At 58.1% G+C, this 18679-nt stretch carries 16 protein-coding genes; 3 read left to right on the top strand and 13 right to left on the bottom strand.

Going from position 1 to position 18679, the window contains the following annotated elements:
• Positions 1 to 187 precede the first annotated feature (187 nt).
• Complete coding sequence (locus PHQ58_RS21700) at positions 188 to 1387, bottom strand: FAD-dependent monooxygenase (RefSeq protein WP_300115594.1); 1200 nt, start codon at positions 1385 to 1387, stop codon at positions 188 to 190.
• Between the two features lie 165 nt (positions 1388 to 1552).
• Here PHQ58_RS21700 and PHQ58_RS21705 point away from each other — a divergent pair, with 165 nt between their 5' ends.
• Positions 1553 to 2656: a PQQ-dependent sugar dehydrogenase gene (locus PHQ58_RS21705; protein ID WP_300115620.1), complete on the top strand. Its 1104-nt coding sequence runs from the start codon at positions 1553 to 1555 to the stop codon at positions 2654 to 2656.
• Here PHQ58_RS21705 and PHQ58_RS21710 read toward each other — a convergent pair.
• From PHQ58_RS21710 to PHQ58_RS21740, 7 genes are all read right to left on the bottom strand, one after another.
• Positions 2625 to 4175: a bifunctional aminoglycoside phosphotransferase/ATP-binding protein gene (locus PHQ58_RS21710; RefSeq protein ID WP_300115595.1), complete on the bottom strand. Its 1551-nt coding sequence runs from the start codon at positions 4173 to 4175 to the stop codon at positions 2625 to 2627. The two genes, PHQ58_RS21705 and PHQ58_RS21710, sit on opposite strands and share 32 nt — an antisense overlap.
• Positions 4168 to 6042 carry a diguanylate cyclase gene (locus tag PHQ58_RS21715; RefSeq protein ID WP_300115596.1) on the bottom strand — a complete coding sequence of 625 codons (1875 nt, stop codon included), beginning with the start codon at positions 6040 to 6042 and terminating at the stop codon, positions 4168 to 4170. Before PHQ58_RS21715 ends, PHQ58_RS21710 begins: the two co-directional genes overlap by 8 nt.
• Positions 6029 to 8674 carry a chemotaxis protein CheB gene (locus PHQ58_RS21720; protein WP_300115599.1) on the bottom strand — a complete coding sequence of 882 codons (2646 nt, stop codon included), beginning with the start codon at positions 8672 to 8674 and terminating at the stop codon, positions 6029 to 6031. Before PHQ58_RS21720 ends, PHQ58_RS21715 begins: the two co-directional genes overlap by 14 nt.
• A 124-nt stretch (positions 8675 to 8798) precedes the next feature.
• The gene (locus tag PHQ58_RS21725) at positions 8799 to 9344 is read right to left on the bottom strand and encodes a universal stress protein (RefSeq protein WP_300115602.1); all 546 of its coding nucleotides are present in this window, start codon (positions 9342 to 9344) and stop codon (positions 8799 to 8801) included.
• A 5-nt stretch (positions 9345 to 9349) separates the two neighbouring features.
• Positions 9350 to 10108 carry a Crp/Fnr family transcriptional regulator gene (locus PHQ58_RS21730; protein WP_300115605.1) on the bottom strand — a complete coding sequence of 253 codons (759 nt, stop codon included), beginning with the start codon at positions 10106 to 10108 and terminating at the stop codon, positions 9350 to 9352.
• A 146-nt stretch (positions 10109 to 10254) separates the two neighbouring features.
• Complete coding sequence (locus PHQ58_RS21735) at positions 10255 to 10926, bottom strand: response regulator transcription factor (protein WP_300115606.1); 672 nt, start codon at positions 10924 to 10926, stop codon at positions 10255 to 10257.
• Positions 10923 to 12038 carry a PAS domain-containing sensor histidine kinase gene (locus PHQ58_RS21740; protein WP_300115608.1) on the bottom strand — a complete coding sequence of 372 codons (1116 nt, stop codon included), beginning with the start codon at positions 12036 to 12038 and terminating at the stop codon, positions 10923 to 10925. The genes PHQ58_RS21735 and PHQ58_RS21740 overlap by 4 nt, the downstream gene beginning before the upstream one ends.
• Positions 12039 to 12300: 262 nt before the next feature.
• Between PHQ58_RS21740 and PHQ58_RS21745 the strand changes: the two genes are divergently transcribed.
• Positions 12301 to 12729, top strand: coding sequence for an Hsp20/alpha crystallin family protein (locus PHQ58_RS21745; protein WP_300115610.1), 429 nt, complete (start codon positions 12301 to 12303; stop codon positions 12727 to 12729).
• 25 nt (positions 12730 to 12754) lie between these two features.
• Positions 12755 to 13423, top strand: coding sequence for a SagB/ThcOx family dehydrogenase (locus PHQ58_RS21750; RefSeq protein ID WP_300115611.1), 669 nt, complete (start codon positions 12755 to 12757; stop codon positions 13421 to 13423).
• Here PHQ58_RS21750 and PHQ58_RS21755 read toward each other — a convergent pair.
• From PHQ58_RS21755 to acsA, 5 genes are read right to left on the bottom strand one after another with little or no spacing between them, the layout of a single operon-like run.
• Positions 13399 to 13650, bottom strand: a complete 252-nt coding sequence (locus PHQ58_RS21755) for an acyl carrier protein (protein ID WP_300115613.1) — start codon at positions 13648 to 13650, stop codon at positions 13399 to 13401. The genes PHQ58_RS21750 and PHQ58_RS21755 overlap by 25 nt on opposite strands.
• Positions 13647 to 14864 carry a dihydrolipoamide acetyltransferase family protein gene (locus PHQ58_RS21760; protein WP_300115615.1) on the bottom strand — a complete coding sequence of 406 codons (1218 nt, stop codon included), beginning with the start codon at positions 14862 to 14864 and terminating at the stop codon, positions 13647 to 13649. The genes PHQ58_RS21755 and PHQ58_RS21760 overlap by 4 nt, the downstream gene beginning before the upstream one ends.
• A complete protein-coding gene (locus tag PHQ58_RS21765; protein WP_300115617.1) occupies positions 14861 to 15850 on the bottom strand; it encodes an alpha-ketoacid dehydrogenase subunit beta in 990 nt (329 codons plus the stop codon). Before PHQ58_RS21765 ends, PHQ58_RS21760 begins: the two co-directional genes overlap by 4 nt.
• A complete protein-coding gene (gene pdhA, locus PHQ58_RS21770; RefSeq protein ID WP_300115619.1) occupies positions 15850 to 16893 on the bottom strand; it encodes a pyruvate dehydrogenase (acetyl-transferring) E1 component subunit alpha in 1044 nt (347 codons plus the stop codon). The genes PHQ58_RS21765 and pdhA overlap by 1 nt, the downstream gene beginning before the upstream one ends.
• Positions 16890 to 18668: an acetate--CoA ligase gene (gene acsA / locus PHQ58_RS21775; protein ID WP_300115622.1), complete on the bottom strand. Its 1779-nt coding sequence runs from the start codon at positions 18666 to 18668 to the stop codon at positions 16890 to 16892. The genes pdhA and acsA overlap by 4 nt, the downstream gene beginning before the upstream one ends.
• Between the last annotated feature and the right edge of the window lie 11 nt (positions 18669 to 18679).

Here is an 18679-nt window from a genome sequence, read left to right on the forward strand (position 1 = left end):
CCATCCGCTCCTACTTGGCAACCATGACCAAGCAGAAAAACAATCTGTTTGACTGTTTGGTCAGCGTGTTTAACCGCCAGATAATTCAGCCCAGCTTTGCTCGTTAAGCTGAGTAGTTACAAAATATATGCTAAATAAGCCTATAGCCCATATGAATAAAGCGCTAGTAGCTACTATTTATATAGTATCAAGGATGTGCTTTGCCGCCATACAACCACGGCATGTCGAGCAGGTTTTCGCCCAGCAAACGCAGGGCTGCATCACGCCCCCAGCGCATCAGGCCTGTCGCGTGAAAAATTTGGCCGTTTTTGATGGCGCGTGCCTGCACCAGTGCATTGCGCTGCCAGCGCACCTGCGCGTAGCGCTGCAACTGCGCGGGGACATCGCCAAACGGGTTTTTGCCGGATGGCGGCTCAGCAAGTACCCACGCCAATGCGGCGGCGTCTTCTATGGCCATGCCAGCGCCTTGCGCCAAATACGGCACCATCGGGTGCGCCGCATCACCCAACAAAGCCACCCGCCCAAGCGCGTGTTCGTGAGCACCACGCATGGGCGTGCGAATGCTCAACGGCCACAGGCGCCAGAAGGCAATCGCGCCAATCAATTCACGCAGCGGCGCGCAAGCCAGCGCCATGCTGCGCTTCAGATCTGCTGCGTTGGCACTGTGATCCCAGTGCGACATGTCGCCCTGTACTTGGCCATGCACGATGGCCACCACGTTCAACCACTGCCCACCGCGCACGGGGTACTGAACCACATGCAGTTTTGGCCCAAGCCATGCGGTGACCTGGTCGCAGCGCAGGTGCGCTGGCAAATCACTTTGCGGCACCATGGCACGGTAGGCCAAATGACCAGTGGGCTGCGGAGTGCCGTCGTTTAGCAACAGTTTACGCACCGTGCTCCAGCCGCCATCGGCGCCTAGCAGCAGGTCGCTTTGGGTTTGCAGATCATTTGAAAATTCGGCGCTGACACCCAAGTCGTTCTGCGTGAAGGAAGTGATGGCGCTGCCAAACTGCAGGTCCACCCTGCCCGTGGCCTTGACGGCCTGCAACAAGATGCCATGCAGATCAGCGCGGTGAATCGTCAGGTAAGGCGCGCCATAGCGCTGCACAAAAGCCTCGCCCAAGAGCAAACTGCTCAGCAAGCCACCAGTCGCGGCGCTACGCACCTGAAGTTGCTCCGGAAAAAAAGCCACCTGCCGCAAGGTGGCTTCCAGGCCCCAGCTGAACAACACTTCGACCACGTTGGGCCCCAATTGAACGCCTGCGCCCACCTCTGAAGCGTCAAGCGTCCGCTCACACAGACCCACTTGGTGGCCGGCGCGGGCACAAGCCAGGGCGGCGGCCAACCCGCCAATGCCTGCGCCTGCGATTTGTACTTTGTTCATAAGGTTTCTGTTGATCCAATTCTGACGGCTGCATTGTCAACGCCGAATAATTCGGCAGACTGACAACCCTCAACTGTGGTTGTTGCCCCTTCACCCGTTCAGGAGCAGCCCATGCTGATATCCGCCAATAAAGCGCTCACTCTGGCAGTGGCGCTTAGTTCCCACATGATGCCAAGTGCAGCCCAAACACCGCGCACGCCGCAAGCTGAAGTCGTCGCCTCGGGGCTAAGCCACCCATGGGCAGTGGCATTTTTGCCGCAAGGTCGGTTTCTGGTGACCGAGCGGCCCGGGCGCATGCGCGTCATTGAAGCCGATGGCCGCCTGGGGCCTGCCCTGTCTGGCGTGCCTGAAGTGGCCGCTCAAGGCCAGGGCGGCTTGCTGGACGTGATGCTGGATGGCGACTTTGTTCGCAACCGCAGCATGTTCTTTTGTTTTTCCGAGCCCGGCGATATCGGCAACAGCACCGCGTTGGCGCGAGCCACGCTGTCTGAGGACCATTCCCGGCTGCAGAATTTGCAGGTGATTTTCAGCGCCAGGCCCAAAGTGGCCAGCAGCGCACACTTTGGCTGTCGCCTTGTTGAAAGCAGCACCGATGGCAAGCCCGACGGCATGCTATTCATGACGCTGGGTGAGCGCTTCACGCGCAAGGACGATGCGCAACGCCTTGACAACCACCACGGCAAGGTGATTCGCATCTTCAAAGACGGGCGCGTGCCCACCGACAACCCGTTTGTGGCACAAAAAGGCGCTCTGCCGGAAATCTGGTCGTTTGGTCATCGCAACCCGCAAGGCCTGACGATGTCACCCAATGGCACGCTGTGGGCGCATGAGCACGGCCCACAGGGCGGCGACGAAATCAACCTGGTATCGCCCGGGCGCAACTATGGCTGGCCGGCAATCACCTTTGGTGAGAACTATGGCGGTGGCCCGATTGGCGCGGGGCTGACAGCCAAAGCAGGCATGGCACAGCCACTGCACTACTGGGTGCCTTCCATTGCACCCTCGGGCATGGCGTTTTTAACCAGCACGCGTTATGGTCAGGATTGGGTCGGTAACCTGTTTGTTGGCTCGCTCAAGTTTGGCTACCTCGACCGGATTGAATTAACCGATCCCTTTGGCGGGCGCGTGCTGCGCGAGCATAAGCTGCTAAGCAGTCTGGGCCAGCGCATTCGCGATGTGCGCCAGGGGCCAGACGGTTTGCTGTATGTGCTGACCGACAGTGCCCAGGGGCAGTTGATCAGGCTGACGCCGCAGAAGATCGCGCAGTAGCGGGGGCTTTAGATGGCGCAGGATCTGCTTCAGGCCAGACCGGCTCATCCTTGGTCAAGGGCTGAAGGGTTTTCATTTGCTGGGCCAGCACATCCAGCGTGGCCTCAGATGCATCTGCGCCAAGTGCCTGGCGTGCCAGTATGCGCTCGCGTAACTGCTCGGGCGACGCTTGCGGCGCAAGAATGCTGAAGGCTGCTCCGGCTTCACGGGCCAGGGTGCGAAAACTGTCACGATCGGCACGCCTTAAAAAGGCCGCATCCACAATGACCGACCAGCCTGCGGCCAGCAAGCCCGCAGCCCATGCCCGCAAATGGGCATAGGTGCGGGCGTGGGCATCAGCGGTGTAAATGCCAGCGTCAAGCCCTGAGCCACTGTGCACCGTGCTGGCCAGGCCAAACAGGCGCTTGCGCTCCACGTCCGAGCGCAGCCGCAGCATGGCAGCATGACTATTGTTTTGCAACAGGGCGTTGGACGCCACGGTTTTACCGCAGCCTGACAAGCCATGCGTGATCACCAGGCGCAATCGCGGCTGCAACAACAGCTGTTCAGCCAAAGCGATATAAGCCAGCGACTCATGCTTGTCACCCTGCGATTGAGCAGCGCGAATCGCTGCCACTTTGGCCCGCACCAACGCCCGGTAAACCGCATAAAACCGCAGCACCTTCGCTGCATTAAAGTCGCCGCTTTGGCTCAGCACCTCGTTGACAAACCAGTTGGCCAGCCCGGGCTGCTGGTGGGCCAACAAGTCCACGTACGTGAAGGCGATCTCATTGGCCACGTCAATCCAGCGCAGGTCATCGTTGAACTCAATGCAGTCAAACATCTGTACGCGCTGCTTGATCAACACCATGTTGGCCAAGTGCAGGTCACCGTGACATTCGCGCACCTGCCCTGCCCTTTTTCGTGCAGCCATCAACGGGGCGAGTTGGTCAAACTGCCCTTCAGTCCAGGTGCGCAGGGCCGCCAGCCGCGCCTGAATGTCTACATCAGTAAAAAACCGCAACAAGTCGTCAAAGTTATCCTGTGCCGGCTCCAGGATGCTGCGGGCCGACCCAAACTGGGAGGCTGTCGGTGCGATGGCCGCGCTGGCGTGAAAGGCAACCAAAGTCTGGGCCAGATCAGACAAATGCCGGGGCTGCAACTCGCCTCTGGTACACACTCGGTCGAGTCGACCAGTCTCGTCAAAGCGGCGCATCTTGACCGCGTATTCGATCGGCCTGCCCTCGCCTTGCCACTGCGGGTCTTGGTGCGTGTTGAAAATGCCAACCACCGCCAAATACAGCTCGGGCGCAAAGCGCTGGTTCAGGCGCAACTCGTCTTGGCAGTAGCGCCGGCGGTGTGCGAGTGTGCTGAAGTCCAAAAAAGGCAAACTCACCGGCTTTTTGACCTTGTAGGCAAATTCGCCGGCCAGCAACACCCATGAAATATGGGTTTGCACCAAGTCAACGTGTGTCACACCAGGCAGGTAGCGCGCGGGCGACAACAAGGCCTTGATCAAAGGCGGCAGGGGCTCATCCATTGGTACGTGAGTGCTCGGCGCTACATTCCCAGCTGACCTCGACCCGATCGCGACCGCTGTTTTTGGCCCGGTAAAGGGCAGCATCGCAGTCCGCCAGCAAGTCTGCAAAAGAAGCCTGCGAGGTACGCGACCCAGCGCCAATGCTCACCGTATAGGCCACGCTCTTTTCACCTTCGGTCACTGGGTTTGAGCGAACCTCGCAAATGATCCGGTCAGCCAGCGCCAAGCCGCCATCGTGCGTGGTGTTGGGCAGTAACACGGCAAATTCCTCGCCACCAATGCGCCCCATCACATCTGACTCGCGCAGCACACCCTTGACGGTCTTGACAAAGCTTTGCAGCACGGCGTCGCCCATGCGATGCCCATAGGTGTCGTTCACCATCTTGAAATGGTCCAGGTCTAGCATCAGCACCACCAGTGGCAATGCATAACGCTGTGCCCGGGCGAGTTCCTGTTCGGCCAGGCTCATGAAATGCTGCCGACTGAAAGCACCCGTCAGGGCATCGATATTGGCCAGAGCGACACTGGCAAGCTCCGCACGCTTGAGCACACTGACGTCTTCATGGGTCACCACTAAGCGCTGCGCAGCGTCATGTACCGGCGTGATTCGTATGGCAAACCAGCGCCTGCCACATGTGCTTAGCAAGGGCTCTTCAGCATGAAAATCGGGCAGATCACCCGCTGCAACGGCCGCCAAACCGGCTTCGACAGCCGTGAGTGTGGGTTGGTTCGGTGCCAAAAGCTCGGTCAAAACCACCAAATATGGCTTGCCCTCCGAGGCATTGCAGGCATGCTCAGACGCATAGGCTTGCCACGCCGCATTGGTCTGAACAATGGTGCCGTCCCGGTCCAAAACCGCCATCTGCGCCGAGATGGCATCAAACACAGCCTGCTGAAACTGTGCTGCGGTTGCCAGTGCGACTTCAGTGATTTTGTTTTTGGTGATGTCTACCAAGGTGCCAATGATGCGCAAGGCCTGGCCGTCTGCGGAGTGATTCACTGCCGCGCCCCGGGCCAGTACCCACTTGACGCTGCCATCCTTGCAGTGCACCCGGTGTTCATTTCGAAAGCGATCGGTTTTACCGATGATGCAATCCTGCAACTTTTGCACCAACCCCGGTTTATCGTCTCGGTCAACGTCTTGCATCAGGTCCAGGGTGTGGCTTGCCAACTCTTCTTTTGCAAGCCCCAATAGCATTGCATAGTCGAAAGAAACCACGAACTCACCAGTGCGCACCTGCCAGTCCCAAACGCCATCCCCAACTGCTGACAATGCCAGTTTCAGTCGTTCCTCACTGGCGCGCAACTGCTCCTCCATTTGCCGTCGCTCTGAAATATCGACCAACGCGATTTGCCAGCCGTGGCCTGCACCGGTCCACACCACTTTGGCTTGCACCGGTAGTGGCGCGTGGCCATCGACTTGCAGCACAAGCTCACCCATTTGTGGCTCATGCTCGGTTCTGGCGCGCTCCAACAACCCGTTAAGTTGCGGGCGATGTGGCTCGGCCACGTAAAGCCCTAGCCGGTTGCCCAACAGCCTGGCGCGCTCGCTAAAGAGCAGTTGGGCACCTGCCAGGTTCAATTTTGTGATGGCACCGTTGCTGTCAATCAGCAAGTTGCCCACAGGTGAAAAGTCGTAGAGCTCGTTACTTTGATTCAGTGCCTGTTCCAATTGCGCCCTGGCGGTGTTCAAGTGGTCATTTTGAAGTTCGAGTTCGATTTGATGAATCTCAAGCTCTTCCAGCAAGTGCTGCACTTGCTGCAGATTCAAGGCCGTCGGCTCAAGCCCACCACTTTGCCCGGACAGACGTGCGGTTGCCAGCTTGCGCAAGGCGTCGTAAGCCAGTGGATTTTTACGGTACACCATGGTCGACCTTCCCGGTGTTGGGGTCAGGCGTCAAGGCCTGCAGCCTGTTTTTTGCTTCGCGTAGTTCAGCCTCGATTTTCTTGCTGGCACTGATGTCAGTGAAAGTGATCACCAGCCCATCTATGTGGTTGTCTTGCGTGCGGTACGGCATGATGCGCACCTTGAACCAGCGCCCGTTGCTGGCCGACACGTCAAGCTCTTGAAACACCAGGGTGCGCAAGACTTCCCCAGCATCTGACGCCAAGTTGGGGTAGTCCAGATCGCTGACGATGTCAGTGATGCTGCGCCCAGCGTCACCCGGTATCAGCTTGAAAATTTGGACGGTAGATGGCGTGAATCGTCGTACATGCAGGTTGTCGTCCAGAAACAAAATTGCAATTTCGGTGCTGTCAAGCAGGTTGCGCATGTCATTGCTGGCGCGCGACACCTCGGCCACCTTGATTTGCAACTCAGCGTTTATGGTCTGCAACTCTTCGTTCATAGACTGCATTTCTTCCTTAGAGGTGGTTAGCTCCTCATTGGTCGACTGCAACTCTTCGTTGGTGGATTGCAACTCTTCATTGGCAGACTTCAACTCTTCCTGAGAGGTTTGCATTTCCTCCCTGGTGGAGCGCGCGTCTTCACGGGCATGCTGCAGCTCCTGCAACACCACCTCAATGCGCTGGCCATCGGCGGTCGCTGTGCTCGCCGCGTCTGCCGCTATATGCGGCTTGCGGGTGCGCGGTGCCACCACATCAGCAAACACGACCAGCACCGTACCCCGCAGAGCCACTGGCTCGCTCAGCGGCTGTACCCGTACATCAACATACTGGGCTGGCCGGGTGCTGTCGATTCGTACCCGCTTGAGGGTCACCAACTTGCTCTCGCGAACTGCCACGTAAAAGGCCTCGCTCAAGGCTTTTTTAATGCCCTCACGGGCCATGGCAAACATGCTCAAATTGGGCTTGCCGCAGGCGGGCTCCAGATACCGCCCGGTTTTTCCGCTGATGTACAGCACCTCGCCCTTGGTGTTTACCAACAGCGCTGACGGCGCATAGTGTGTCAGCACCAGTTGCTCGACCAGGGTTTGGATATCTGGTGCCAAGACCGTTTCGCCCTGGACATGCAAGACCCCCGAGGTCATGTGTACGGCGCCGGGGCCAAACGCGGCTGGCATGCCTGAGGGAGAGAGGTGTGCCGGCGTATCAAGCCGACGATAAATGCGTGACTTGCCCGACGCAGTAGAAAACAAGCTGCTGCCTGTGCCAATCGACTCCGAGCTACCCAGCAGCAAACAACCGCCCGGGTTCAGGCTGTAATGGAACATCTGGAGCAGCTTTTCCTGCAACCCGGTCTCCAAGTAAATCATCAGGTTTCGGCAGCTCAAAAAATCAATCCGCGTGAAGGGCGGATCAAAGATGACGTTTTGCTCAGCGAAGATCACCATCTCTCGAATGTCATTGGAAATGCGGTAGCCTGCGGCGTCGGGTACAAAAAAACGCTTCAGGCGAGTCTCTGACACGTCGGCAGAAATGCTCGCTGGATAAATTCCCGCGCGAGCGCGTGAGATGGCGTCTTTGTCGATATCAGAGGCAAAAATCAGCAATTTGTAGCGGTGTGCCCCTTCCAAGGTCTCAAGTGACTCTTTGAACAGCATGGCCAGTGAATAAGCCTCTTCGCCCGTTGAACACCCGGGAATCCAGGCGCGCAACAATCCGCCATCGGGATGATTGGCACGTAGGGTTGGCAACACCTCGCGCTTGACCTGCGTCCAGACATCAGGGTCGCGAAAGAAGCTGGTGACCCCAATCAGCAGTTCACCCAGCAGCAATTCGACCTCTTTCGGATTTTCACGTACATAGCGCAGGTAATCGTCCATGCGGGGCAACTGGTGCAGCCCCATGCGCCGCTCAACACGCCGCATGATGGTGTTTTTTTTGTAAGCTGAAAAATCATGCCCGGTGTGGGTCCGCAACAAGACCAGAAGCTTGTCAAGAAAACCGGCGGTGGTGCGTTGAAACTCGGCTTCGATCTGGGCATGAACATCGCTCACCAGCCGGATGCGCTTGACAAACGCCAGTACCTTGGCCGGCAACTCGTCGGCAGCGGCCACGGCGTCGACCACATCAGCATCAATGGCGCTGCGTGGCATGCTGTCAAATTGGGCCAGCGCTGGTGTTTGCGCAAACGAGGCGCCTCCAGCCTGCCGGATAGCGCGTAACCCCAGCGTTCCGTCAGAACCCATGCCTGAGAGCACCACGCCAATGCTGTTGTGTTGCCGGTCATCGGCCAGTGACTTGAAGAAAAAATCGATCGGCTGGCGTAGTCCACGAGACTCGGTGGGGTTGAATAAATGCAGCACCCCATGCATCAACGACATGTCTTGACCGGGTGGAATCACATACACATGATTGGGTTCGACCGGCATCTGGTCTAACACCTGCTGCACCGGCATAGGGGTGTGCCGTTGAAGCAGCTCGACCAGCATGCCTTCATTGTGCGGGTCACGGTGCTGCACCACCACAATGGCCAGACCGCACTGCGGGGGCACATGGTCCAGAAACTGTTCCAGCGCGGACAGCCCGCCAGCAGACGCCCCAATGCCAACAATCGGAAAAGATGGACTCAGAGCGGGCGAGTTATCGTTGTTCAATCAATCATTCCCTGTGGCGGTTAATCATCAAGTGATCGATGCACTTTTTCAAAAAAATTGTACTTGCCGCCGCCATCTGTGTGGGCAATAACCCTCTGGGAGTGCGGGAAAATGATGTTGAAAATCAGGTTTCGATGGCGCTTTCCTTCATCAAGGCCTCCGCTTGGGTGATTTCGTCTGGGTTTGGGTGGTCTACCAGCACAGGAATATGAGACAGCGTCAGGGTTTTCAGGGCCACGCTGCCCAAAAACGTGCGTGACAAGCCACTGCGACCGTGTGAGGCCATGAAGATCAAGCTGCAATGCTCATCGTCGGCTGCGGCAAGAATCGCCTGGGCTGGGTTGGCGTTGAATTCAATTCGCTGGCTTGCCTGAACACCCTGCGCAGTGGCGGCATCCGCCACCAAACCCAGATACCCGACCACAATGGCGCGGCATTGGGCCTGGTACTCAGCCTGAGATGGATATTCAAACGGAATACCACCCACATAAATTGGGTATTGGTAAGGCGGGATGGCACTGAAAACGACCAATCTCGTCTGTAGGCGACGGGCGAAATCCACCGCTTTGAGGGCACCCGCAATCGACAAGGCTGAGCCATCCGTTGGGGCTAGGATACTTTCAGAGGCGCCGCTGTGCTTTCGAAACGCCACAACATTGGCGCTGTCCATGACAGTTATCTTTCAAAATTGCGTAAAGCATCATGTGACAGGATACTGATTTCCCGAAAGTCAACGGAAATGATGCCCTGTTGCACCAAGGCTGAAAACGCCCGGCTCACGGTCTCCACTGTCACGCTCAAATGGTGGCCAATGTCACGCCGGGTCATTGGCAAAATGAAGCGATTGGGTGAGAAGCCCATGTCAGCAAAACGCTGTGACATGGTCTGAAGAAAGCGCGCCACCCGCGCCTCTGATTTCACCGAACGTGTTAGAGAATACGCCTCTTGCTCCTGGGTGATCTCGCGGCTGCAGGCCCAATAGGCCATTTGTTCCAAATGGTTGTTGCCGCGTCCAGGTGCAAACAACTCGGCAGCCGGAATGCGGATCAGGTCGCAATCCGTCAAGGCCACCACGTCGCTGGTGTAAGTATTCTTGTAAATGCCGTCAAACCCCAGCAAACTACCCTTCATGGGAAAGGCCAGCACGTGCACACCGCCGTCTGCATGGTTGATCATGGTCTTGAGCGTGCCAAGACGTACCACGTAAAGCCCGTCAAAGGTCTGTCCCATCGTCAAAGCCGACTGGCCTACCTTGAGACGCCGGCGCTGAAACAATTCGCCATCACTTCGGCCTTGCAATGGGCCGTGGTATTGCAGTAGGTCTTGGAGCTCCTGAAGACTTGACCAACGTTCGTCGTTGGAGAGTTTTAAGGCGTGGGGGCTGCAGTGGGGTTGCCACTGCGCCGATAAAGGCAGCGTCTGAAGGTTCAACATGAAAAGCCTCTCGTTGATTTTTCTTTGCAGGAAGCCAGACCCGGAGGGAACTCAAGCAATCCATGAGAGAGACTTTATGTCGATCCAATCAAAACGTCTGTAGGGAGAGTTGGACAGCGCGTGCCAGTAGCCGTGGACAGCGTGTGTTATGCGTCATGAACGCGACGGTTCCTCAAGCCTTGGTCACCGGAATCAACCAGTTTGTGACGCACTGCCAACCTCACCAAGCTTGGCACATCGCTGACTGCCAGCTTTTTCATAAGGCGACTGCGGTAAGTTGCGACTGTTTTTGGGGACAAATGAAGCTCGATGCCAATGGCTGAACTGGACAGGCCATCTACCACCATCACGATGATTTGCCGCTCGCGCGGTGACAGCAGGCTCAAGGGGTCAACGTCTTGGGCTTGTGTGAAAGCCTCCAGCGCGAGGTCGGCCACGTCGGTTCCCAGATACCGCTTGCCTTTTACGGCTGCATCAATGGCTGCAATGAGTTCACTGGACGGCGATCCTTTGAGCACATAGCCACTGGCACCCAGGCGCAGGCCCTCAGCCACCTGGTGCGGCTGGGCCGACATGGTCAACACCACAGTGCGCAGTGGTAACTGCCGGCGCTGCACCTCGGCCAGCAACTCAAGCCCCGAACGCCCGCCAAGGTTCAGGTCAAGCAGCAACACCTCGGGTCGCAGTCGTAACAGGTCTGCCAGCGCATGCGTTGGGTCAGAGGACTCACCCACCACCACATGGCCGCGAGATTCCAGCAACGCCCGCAGGCCGTCGCGCATGATTTGATGGTCATCGACCAGATATAACGAGCTCATGACACGCATTGCCAGTGAAAGCTCACGCGGGTGCCGCCGTCTGGCCCTGAGCCGCAGGCGACGCTGGCACCCACAGCTTGAGCGCGCTCCTGCATGCCCAAAATTCCCAAATGCCCAACGCTCAGCCCGGCACCTTCTGGTAAGCCCCGGCCGTTGTCGCTGACCGTCAGGTTCAACACTAACGCACCACCTTTGAGGTCGACAAAAATGGTCGTTGCCCCGGAATGGCGCAAAGCGTTTTCAACCGCCTCGCGCACCACCATGAAGGCGGCGTACTCCACCTCCGGCGTCCATCGCATTGCCTCAAGCTTGTGCGGCACATGAATGGAGATGTCCACCTTCGGTGCACCCAGTGCGCGGTTGCGCAGCTCATTGTCAAGCGCCACGCTCAAGCCCTGCTCTTCCAACAAAGGCGGACGCAGGTCAATCAGCACCTGCCTGACCTCTTTGATGGCTTGCCCAATGAGGTTGCCCATGCGCTCCTGCAGGGGCTGGTAGTCAGGCGGTGTATCCGTCATTTGCAAGGCAACAACGGTGTCGTGGCACATCCGGATGGCAGCCAGCGTCTGGCCGAGCTGGTCATGCAGTACCTGTGCCAGCCGCTTGACCAGCACGCGTTCCTGCGTCATGAGCTTTCGGGTCAGCTCGGCGAGTTGGGCACGCGAATGCTGCAATTGTGCTTCTGCCTGCGTGCTGGAAGTGACATCGCGCAGGCTGACCACCGACCATTCACCCTGCTCATGGGGCAACTTCACATGGCTGATGACACCCTCCAAGTCAATTTCTTGGCCATCGGCACGTAAGCCCTTCACCCGTCTGAGCCCCATCATGCGGGTTTCTCCGCCTAAACGGGAAAACCGTTGCTGCGCCTCATGGTGGCCGGCCCGCAGACGCTCGGGCATCAGCAACTCAACTGGCTGACCCCGAACGCTGGCTCGGTTTCGGCCAAATATTCGCTCAGCAGCGGTGTTGAACATCTGGATGCGACCATCAAGGTCAATGCTGACAATGGCATCAGGAACCACCTTGAGTACGGCGTCAAGAATGTCCCGATCTTGCCTGCGGCGCGTGCCAAAAGCCGATAACGCGCTCGAATTAGCAGGCGTATTCATTTGTTCTCATCAACTGGGCGCTGACGTTGTTGTAACTGATGACCATGGAAACCTCCGGCACAGATTTTTAGCAAATACTAACGGTTACATCAGCTGGCGCAAAGTGGCAAAACACGCTATTGACCCAAGTAACAGCGCAGTCTGCGGTGTGCTTGCGAATTGTCAACTTTTGAGGAGGGATGGATCCTATCCTTAGGGTGCTGCAGTGACTGATTGTTATTGTCCAGCAATTTTTCAAAGTTAAATCTATGGAGGAATCATCATGAACAACTTGCGTTTGCTTGACCCCACTCTGAAAGACCCCTTTGAATCCGTGTTCCGCGGATTTCTGGCGCCGATGCGCTTTGACTTGGACAATGACGCCCTTGACATCAAAGTCGACGTGGTTGAAAAGGACGGGGCATTCAAGGTGCAAGCCGATTTACCAGGCGTCAAAAAAGAAGACATCAATGTGCGAATTGATGGTAACCGCGTCCAGATTGACGCCGAGGCCCGCCGAGAAAAAGACATCAAGGAAGATGGCGGCAAGGTGCTGCGCAGCGAACGTTATTACGGCACGGTGTCGCGCGTGTTCACCCTGTCGCAAGATGTGGACGATGCCAAGGCGGTGGCTAAATACGAAAACGGTGTGCTGACGCTGGACTTGCCCAAGAGAGCCGGCTCAAGCGCCAAGCGCCTCGCCATCAATTGAACCAGGCAACGAGGAAAGCAGTGCCATGAATACGCTGACCAAACTGGCCTTGGGCCTGATCGGGCAAATCAAAGCCACCCACGTTCAAGGCGATGCGGCTGATGCCATCGTGCTGCCACCAGCCCATACGGCTGGCGGTCTGCTTCTGATGCAAGCCTTGGCACTGCGCCAGTCGCAACGCGAATTTGCGCCAGAGCCGCTGCCGCTCCAGATTTTGTCCAACCTGCTGTGGGCAGCAGCGGGCCTGAACCGCCCTGCCCTGGGTGGACGAACCGTGCCCAGCGCCCTGAATGCGCAGGAGCTTGACCTGTACGTGGCACTACCCACTGGCTTGTACCGCTATGCAGCGCTGGGCCATGCGCTGCATCTGGTACTTGCCATGGATGTGCGTCGAGTCACCGGCTACCAGGATTTTGTTGACACCGCGCCGCTGGACCTGATCATGGTCGCCGACTTCTCGCGTATGAAGTTGGTGCCGGTGGCTCAGCGCATGGCCTTTGCCTACACCTGTGCCGGGGCCATGGCCCAAAACGTGTACCTTTACTGTGCGTCAGAAGACTTGGCGACCGTGATTCGCGCATGGCTGGACCGCGATGCGTTGGCCAAAGCCATGGCGCTTGGCAATGACCAGCATGTGCTGCTGTCACAAACCGTGGGCCGCAAAGCGCCCTACCCGGCTTTGCCAGTCAGGTAATCGAGTACATCGTTAAATGACACCAGCCTTGCGTAATCTGCTTCGGGAATCTTCACCCCAAAGTATTCGCTCAGGCTGATCAAAAAATTCAGCCAGTCCATGGAGTCCAGATCAACTTGGCTACGCAGTGGTTTCCCAAAAACAAATGCATCTGGTTCCAGCTCTGGCGCAATTGACTGCAGAAGCGTCAATACGGTTGTTTCAAGTGTTTGTCGATCAGCATTCATGTGGGTTCTCCCTCATGGTGTGCGGGCGGTGAAGGGTCAGGGTCCAGCGCTTGCGGCTGTTGCAACAAGTCGCGCAGTTCGGCTAAGAACAAGGCACCCCGATGCCCGTCCGATGCGCGGTGATCTGCAGCCAGCGTCGCACACAGCAGTGGCGTTGCACGCACCTTGCCGCCCTCAACCCAGGGCCGCACGTCAATGCTGCCCAAACCTACCAATGCAACCTGGGGCGGATAAATAACACCAAACACTGACTGCACGCTCTGCTCGCCCAGATTGGTGATGGTGATGGTAGGGTCACTCATTTCAGAGCTGCGCAGCGAACCAGCGCGGGCGCGCTTGACCAAGTCTGCCAATTCGTGCATCAACTGCGCTAGAGGTTTGCTGCCCACATCGTGCAGCGCTGGTGCCACCAGACCGCCGCCACGCAGCGAGATTGCCACACCCGCGTGCACGGCGGCACCAGGTTCAAACTGTCCATCGCGGTAGAAGCCATTCAGCTCAGGTGTGCGCTTGAGAGAAGCAGCCACGGCCTTAAGCAACAGGGCTGCGGTAAGAATGCGCTCAGTAATGGGCAGGCCTTCATTGCGCTGCTGCAACCAGTCAAGCGCCCGCGTCATGGGGATCGTCTCGGACAAGTAGTAATGCGGGATTTCGCGCTTGGAGCGGCTCATAGCAGCTGCAATCGCCTTGCGAATTTCCTTCTGTCGTTCGACTGCCAGCACTTGAGCGGGTGGGGCTTCAGACCCGGCGGCGCTCACTAGTGCCTTTGCCTCAACATCGGCCAATGTGACCGAGCCGTGCGGGCCAGTGCCAGGCACCGTGTCCACGTTGATTCCCAACTCATTGGCACGCCGCCGTGCTGAGGGCGACACCGGATGGCGGGGGGCAGCGGTGGTCGTTTCGGGTTCTGGTGCCCTTGCTCGCCCGGTTGCCACCGCAGCCACTGCGGGTTGCTCAGGATGTGATGGTGCTGTTTCGCCCGGCATCAGCAGCGTTGCCAGGACCGTGTCCACCGGCACCTTTTCTCCCGGCTCCACCAGCAGTTTATGCATGACACCGTCATGCCAGATTTCAACATCCACCGCTGCCTTGGAGGTATCTACTACGGCCACTACCTGGCCACGTTTAACCACGTCGCCCGCCTTGACACGCCATTCGAGTAGCGTGCCTTCGTCCATGTCAGCACCAAGCGATGGCAGCTTGAATTCGATCATGCAGAAATTCCCATGAGCGCCTGCACCGCAGCCACGATTTTTGGCACCTGCGGTAACGCAGCTTCTTCCATGTGTCGGGCATACGGGATCGGCACCTCTTCGCTGCAGACGCGTGCCAGAGGCGCATCCAGATCAAAAAAGGCCTGCTCACTGATGCGGGCCATGATCTCGGCGGCGAGGCTACCGGAGCGCCACGCTTCATTCACGACCACCGCGCGGCGACATTTGCGCACTGACGCCATGATGCATGCATCGTCCAATGGGCGCAGCACGCGAAGGTCGATCACTTCCGCAGAAATTCCGAGACTGGCGAGCTCTTCAGCGGCCTGCAGGGACTTGGGCAGACACCCGCCATAAGTGATCAGGCTGACGTCCGACCCGGTTCTGCGCACCTTGGCGCTGACAATGTCCACGGTCAGCGATTCATCGTCGGGCAGCTCGCCTTCGGTGTTGTATAGCTGTGCATGCTCAAAAATCAGCACCGGGTCAGGGTCGAACAGCGCGGCTTTGAGCATGCCGCGTGCATCTTCTACGGTGGCCGGCGCCAAGACGCGCAGACCCGGCACATGGGCATACCAGCCTTCAAAACTGTTGGAGTGCTGGGCCGCCACCTGGCGCCCAGCGCCTGTGGCCATTCGGATCACCAAGGGCACTGAAAATTGCCCGCCGGACATGTGGTGCAGCATGGCCGCGCTGTTGACCATGGGGTCGAGCGCCAGCAGGCTGAAGTTGACCGTCATGACTTCCACAATCGGGCGCATGCCGCCTAAAGCAGCCCCAATACCGGCCCCCACAAAGCCGAGCTCTGACAGCGGTGTGTCGCGAATTCGCTCAGGGCCAAATTCTTCCAATAAACCTTTGGACACGGCGTAGGTGCCGCCGTAGCAGCCCACATCTTCACCCATCAAAAAAACACGCTGATCGGTCTGAAGCGCCTCACGTAGCCCCTCGCGCAAGGCGTCACGGTAGCTGATGCGCCGCCCCATCACGCCGCTCCCAACACAGAGGTAGCGGAAGATTGCTGTTCTGACAGGGTGTGCACATCGCGCATCAAATCTGCTACCGGTTCCCAATTTGAGTTTTGGGCAAACGCCACGGCAGCCTCTACCTCAGCCTGCGCAGCGGCGTCCAGCGCCAAAAACTCATCTTCATTCAGACTGTTTTGCGCTTTCAGGCGAGCTGTAAAAGTGTGAATCGGCCCACGCGTCTTCCAGGCGTCAATCTCTTGCCTAGTGCGGTATAGCTCCGGGTCAAACATGGAGTGCGCGCGAAAGCGGTAGGTTCGAAACTCCACAAACACCGGGCGACCCAACTCGCGCACCTGTCGCGCAGCATTCAGCGCAGTGTCATACACGGCCACCACATTCATGCCGTCAACTGACACCGTGGCCATGCCGTATGACGCGGCCTTGGTACACAAACTGATCTGCGACTCTGAGCGGGCCAGGGCTGTGCCCATGGCGTACAAGTTGTTTTCACAGCAAAACAGCACGGGCAGCTGCCACAGCATGGCCAGGTTCATCGACTCATGGAACGCACCCTCAGCCATGGCCCCTTCACCAAAAAAACAGGCAGTCAGTGCCTGGCGCTTGGACAATTTATCAGCCAGCGCCAAACCCGTCGCCAGGGGCAATCCAGCGCCAACGATTGCCTGCCCGCCAAAAAAGCGGTTAGCGCGGTCAAACAAGTGCATGGAGCCTCCCCGCCCGCGCGAACACCCGTCTTGCTTGCCAAACATCTCTGCCATGATGGCGTTCATGGTGATGCCGTGCAGCAGTGCGTGTGCATGTTCGCGGTAGGTGGCCACAATGTTGTCATTGGGACCTAGCGCACGCAGGACACCAGTAGCCACAGCTTCCTCACCAATATAAAGGTGCAGAAAACCGCGAATTTTTTGCTGCCCATAGAGCTCTGCCGCGCGCTCTTCCATGCGGCGGATGCGCAGCATGTCGGCCAACATGCTCATCGCAAACGCCTTGTCCCAAGGCACTGGGCCGCTTGGTGGGGCTGGTATTTTTAATTTTTTCATGCGCCGCTTTCCAGCGTGGAGGTGTCGCCCTCGGGCAGGCCAAGTTCACGCGCTTTCAGCAAGCGGCGCATGATCTTGCCGCTGCGGGTACGCGGCAGCACCGCCAGAAAAGCAATCTCTTTCGGCGCCACAGCCGCCCCCAGGCGCTTGCGGGCGTGCGCAGAAATCTCAAGCCGCAGCGCCTCACCCGCCTCATACCCGGCCTTGAGCGACACAAAGGCCTTCACCACTTCACCTACCATCGGATCAGGTTTGCCAATGACACCTGCCTCGGCCACGGCCGGGTGTTCCATCAAGACGCTTTCCACTTCAAATGGGCCAATCAGGTGGCCCGCAGATTTGATGACATCGTCAGCCCGGCCAATGAACCAGAAATAGCCGTCGGCATCGACCCGCGCCAAGTCACCGGTCAGGTACAAATCGCCGGCAAAACACTTGGCGTAGCGTGCCTCGTTGTTCAGGTAGCCGCGAAACATAGACGGCCAGCCGCTTTTCAACGCCAACTCGCCTTCGACGTTGGGGGCCTCGATGATGCGCACCCGCGGCGGTTCACCCTCAGCCTCCATGTGTTTAACTATGAAGGCGTCAATGCCTGGTAGGGGACGTCCCATAGAGCCGGGCTTGATGTCAAAAGCTGGCGTGTTGGCAATCATGATGCCACCGGTTTCCGTCTGCCACCAGTTGTCATGAATTGGCAGCCCCAGCACCTCCTGGCCCCACCAAACGGCCTCGGGGTTAAGTGGCTCGCCCACGCTTGCAATAAAGCGCAGGGCCGGGTAACAGTGGCTGCGTGCCAGCTCAGGGCCAGCCTTCATCAGCATGCGAATTGCCGTGGGAGCCGTGTACCAGACGGTTATCTGCTCCTGTTCCAGCAGCGTGTACCAGCGCTCGGCATCAAACTCTTCACGGTCCACCAAGGTGGTCACACCATGAAGCAAGGGCGCGATGATGCCGTAAGTGGCACCTGTGACCCAACCCGGGTCGGCGGTGCACCAATAACGATCTTGTGCGTGCAAATCAAGTGCATAGCGACCGGTAGCCTCGTGGGCGACCGCTGCGCCATGCACATGCAGAGCGCCCTTGGGTGTGCCGGTGGTGCCGCTGGTGAAAAAAAGTAAGGCAGGGTCATCCTCGCTGGTTTCACTGACCTCAAAGCAGTCGGATGCGTCGCGCATCAATGTGGCGAGGTCAAGTGTGTCCGTCTCGTGGGTGACACCGCCGTCCTCTGCCACCAGCAACACATGTCGCAGCGTGGGCATTTGCGCGCGTATCTGGCACACTTTGCGCTGGTAGAGGTGGTCGGTGGTCAGCAGCACCTGTCCTGCACCGAGTTGGATGCGTGTGGCAATAGGTTCCGGGCCAAACGCCGAGAACAGCGGTGTGACCACGGTGCCGTTTTTAAGCGCACCCAGCAAGGCCACATACAACTCGGGAATGCGCCCAGCCAGCAAAAAAAGATGGTCTCCTTTGCCAACGCCAAGGCCTTGCAGCACATTGGCAAAGCGGTTTGTTAGCCGGGCGAGTTCAGCAAAGCTGATTTCAATAGCCGGCAATGTGCGCGAAAGGAAGCGCAGTGCGACGTGATAGCGAAGCACACCGGCAGCATGCCGGTCCACCGCCTCAATACCCATGTTGATGCCACCCCCGGGCAGCCTCTGCGTTGCCAGGTGGGCAAATTGCCAAGAAAACCTGCGACGTTCATCTTCGAACGCTGTCCAGTTTGGTGTCTGGCGCTGTTTTGCCAGATCCTTGTGAATAATGGACGGCCTATCCATAACCGGTCTCT

This window comes from Rhodoferax sp., assembly GCF_028688795.1.
Taxonomy (GTDB): Bacteria; Pseudomonadota; Gammaproteobacteria; order Burkholderiales; family Burkholderiaceae_C; genus Rhodoferax.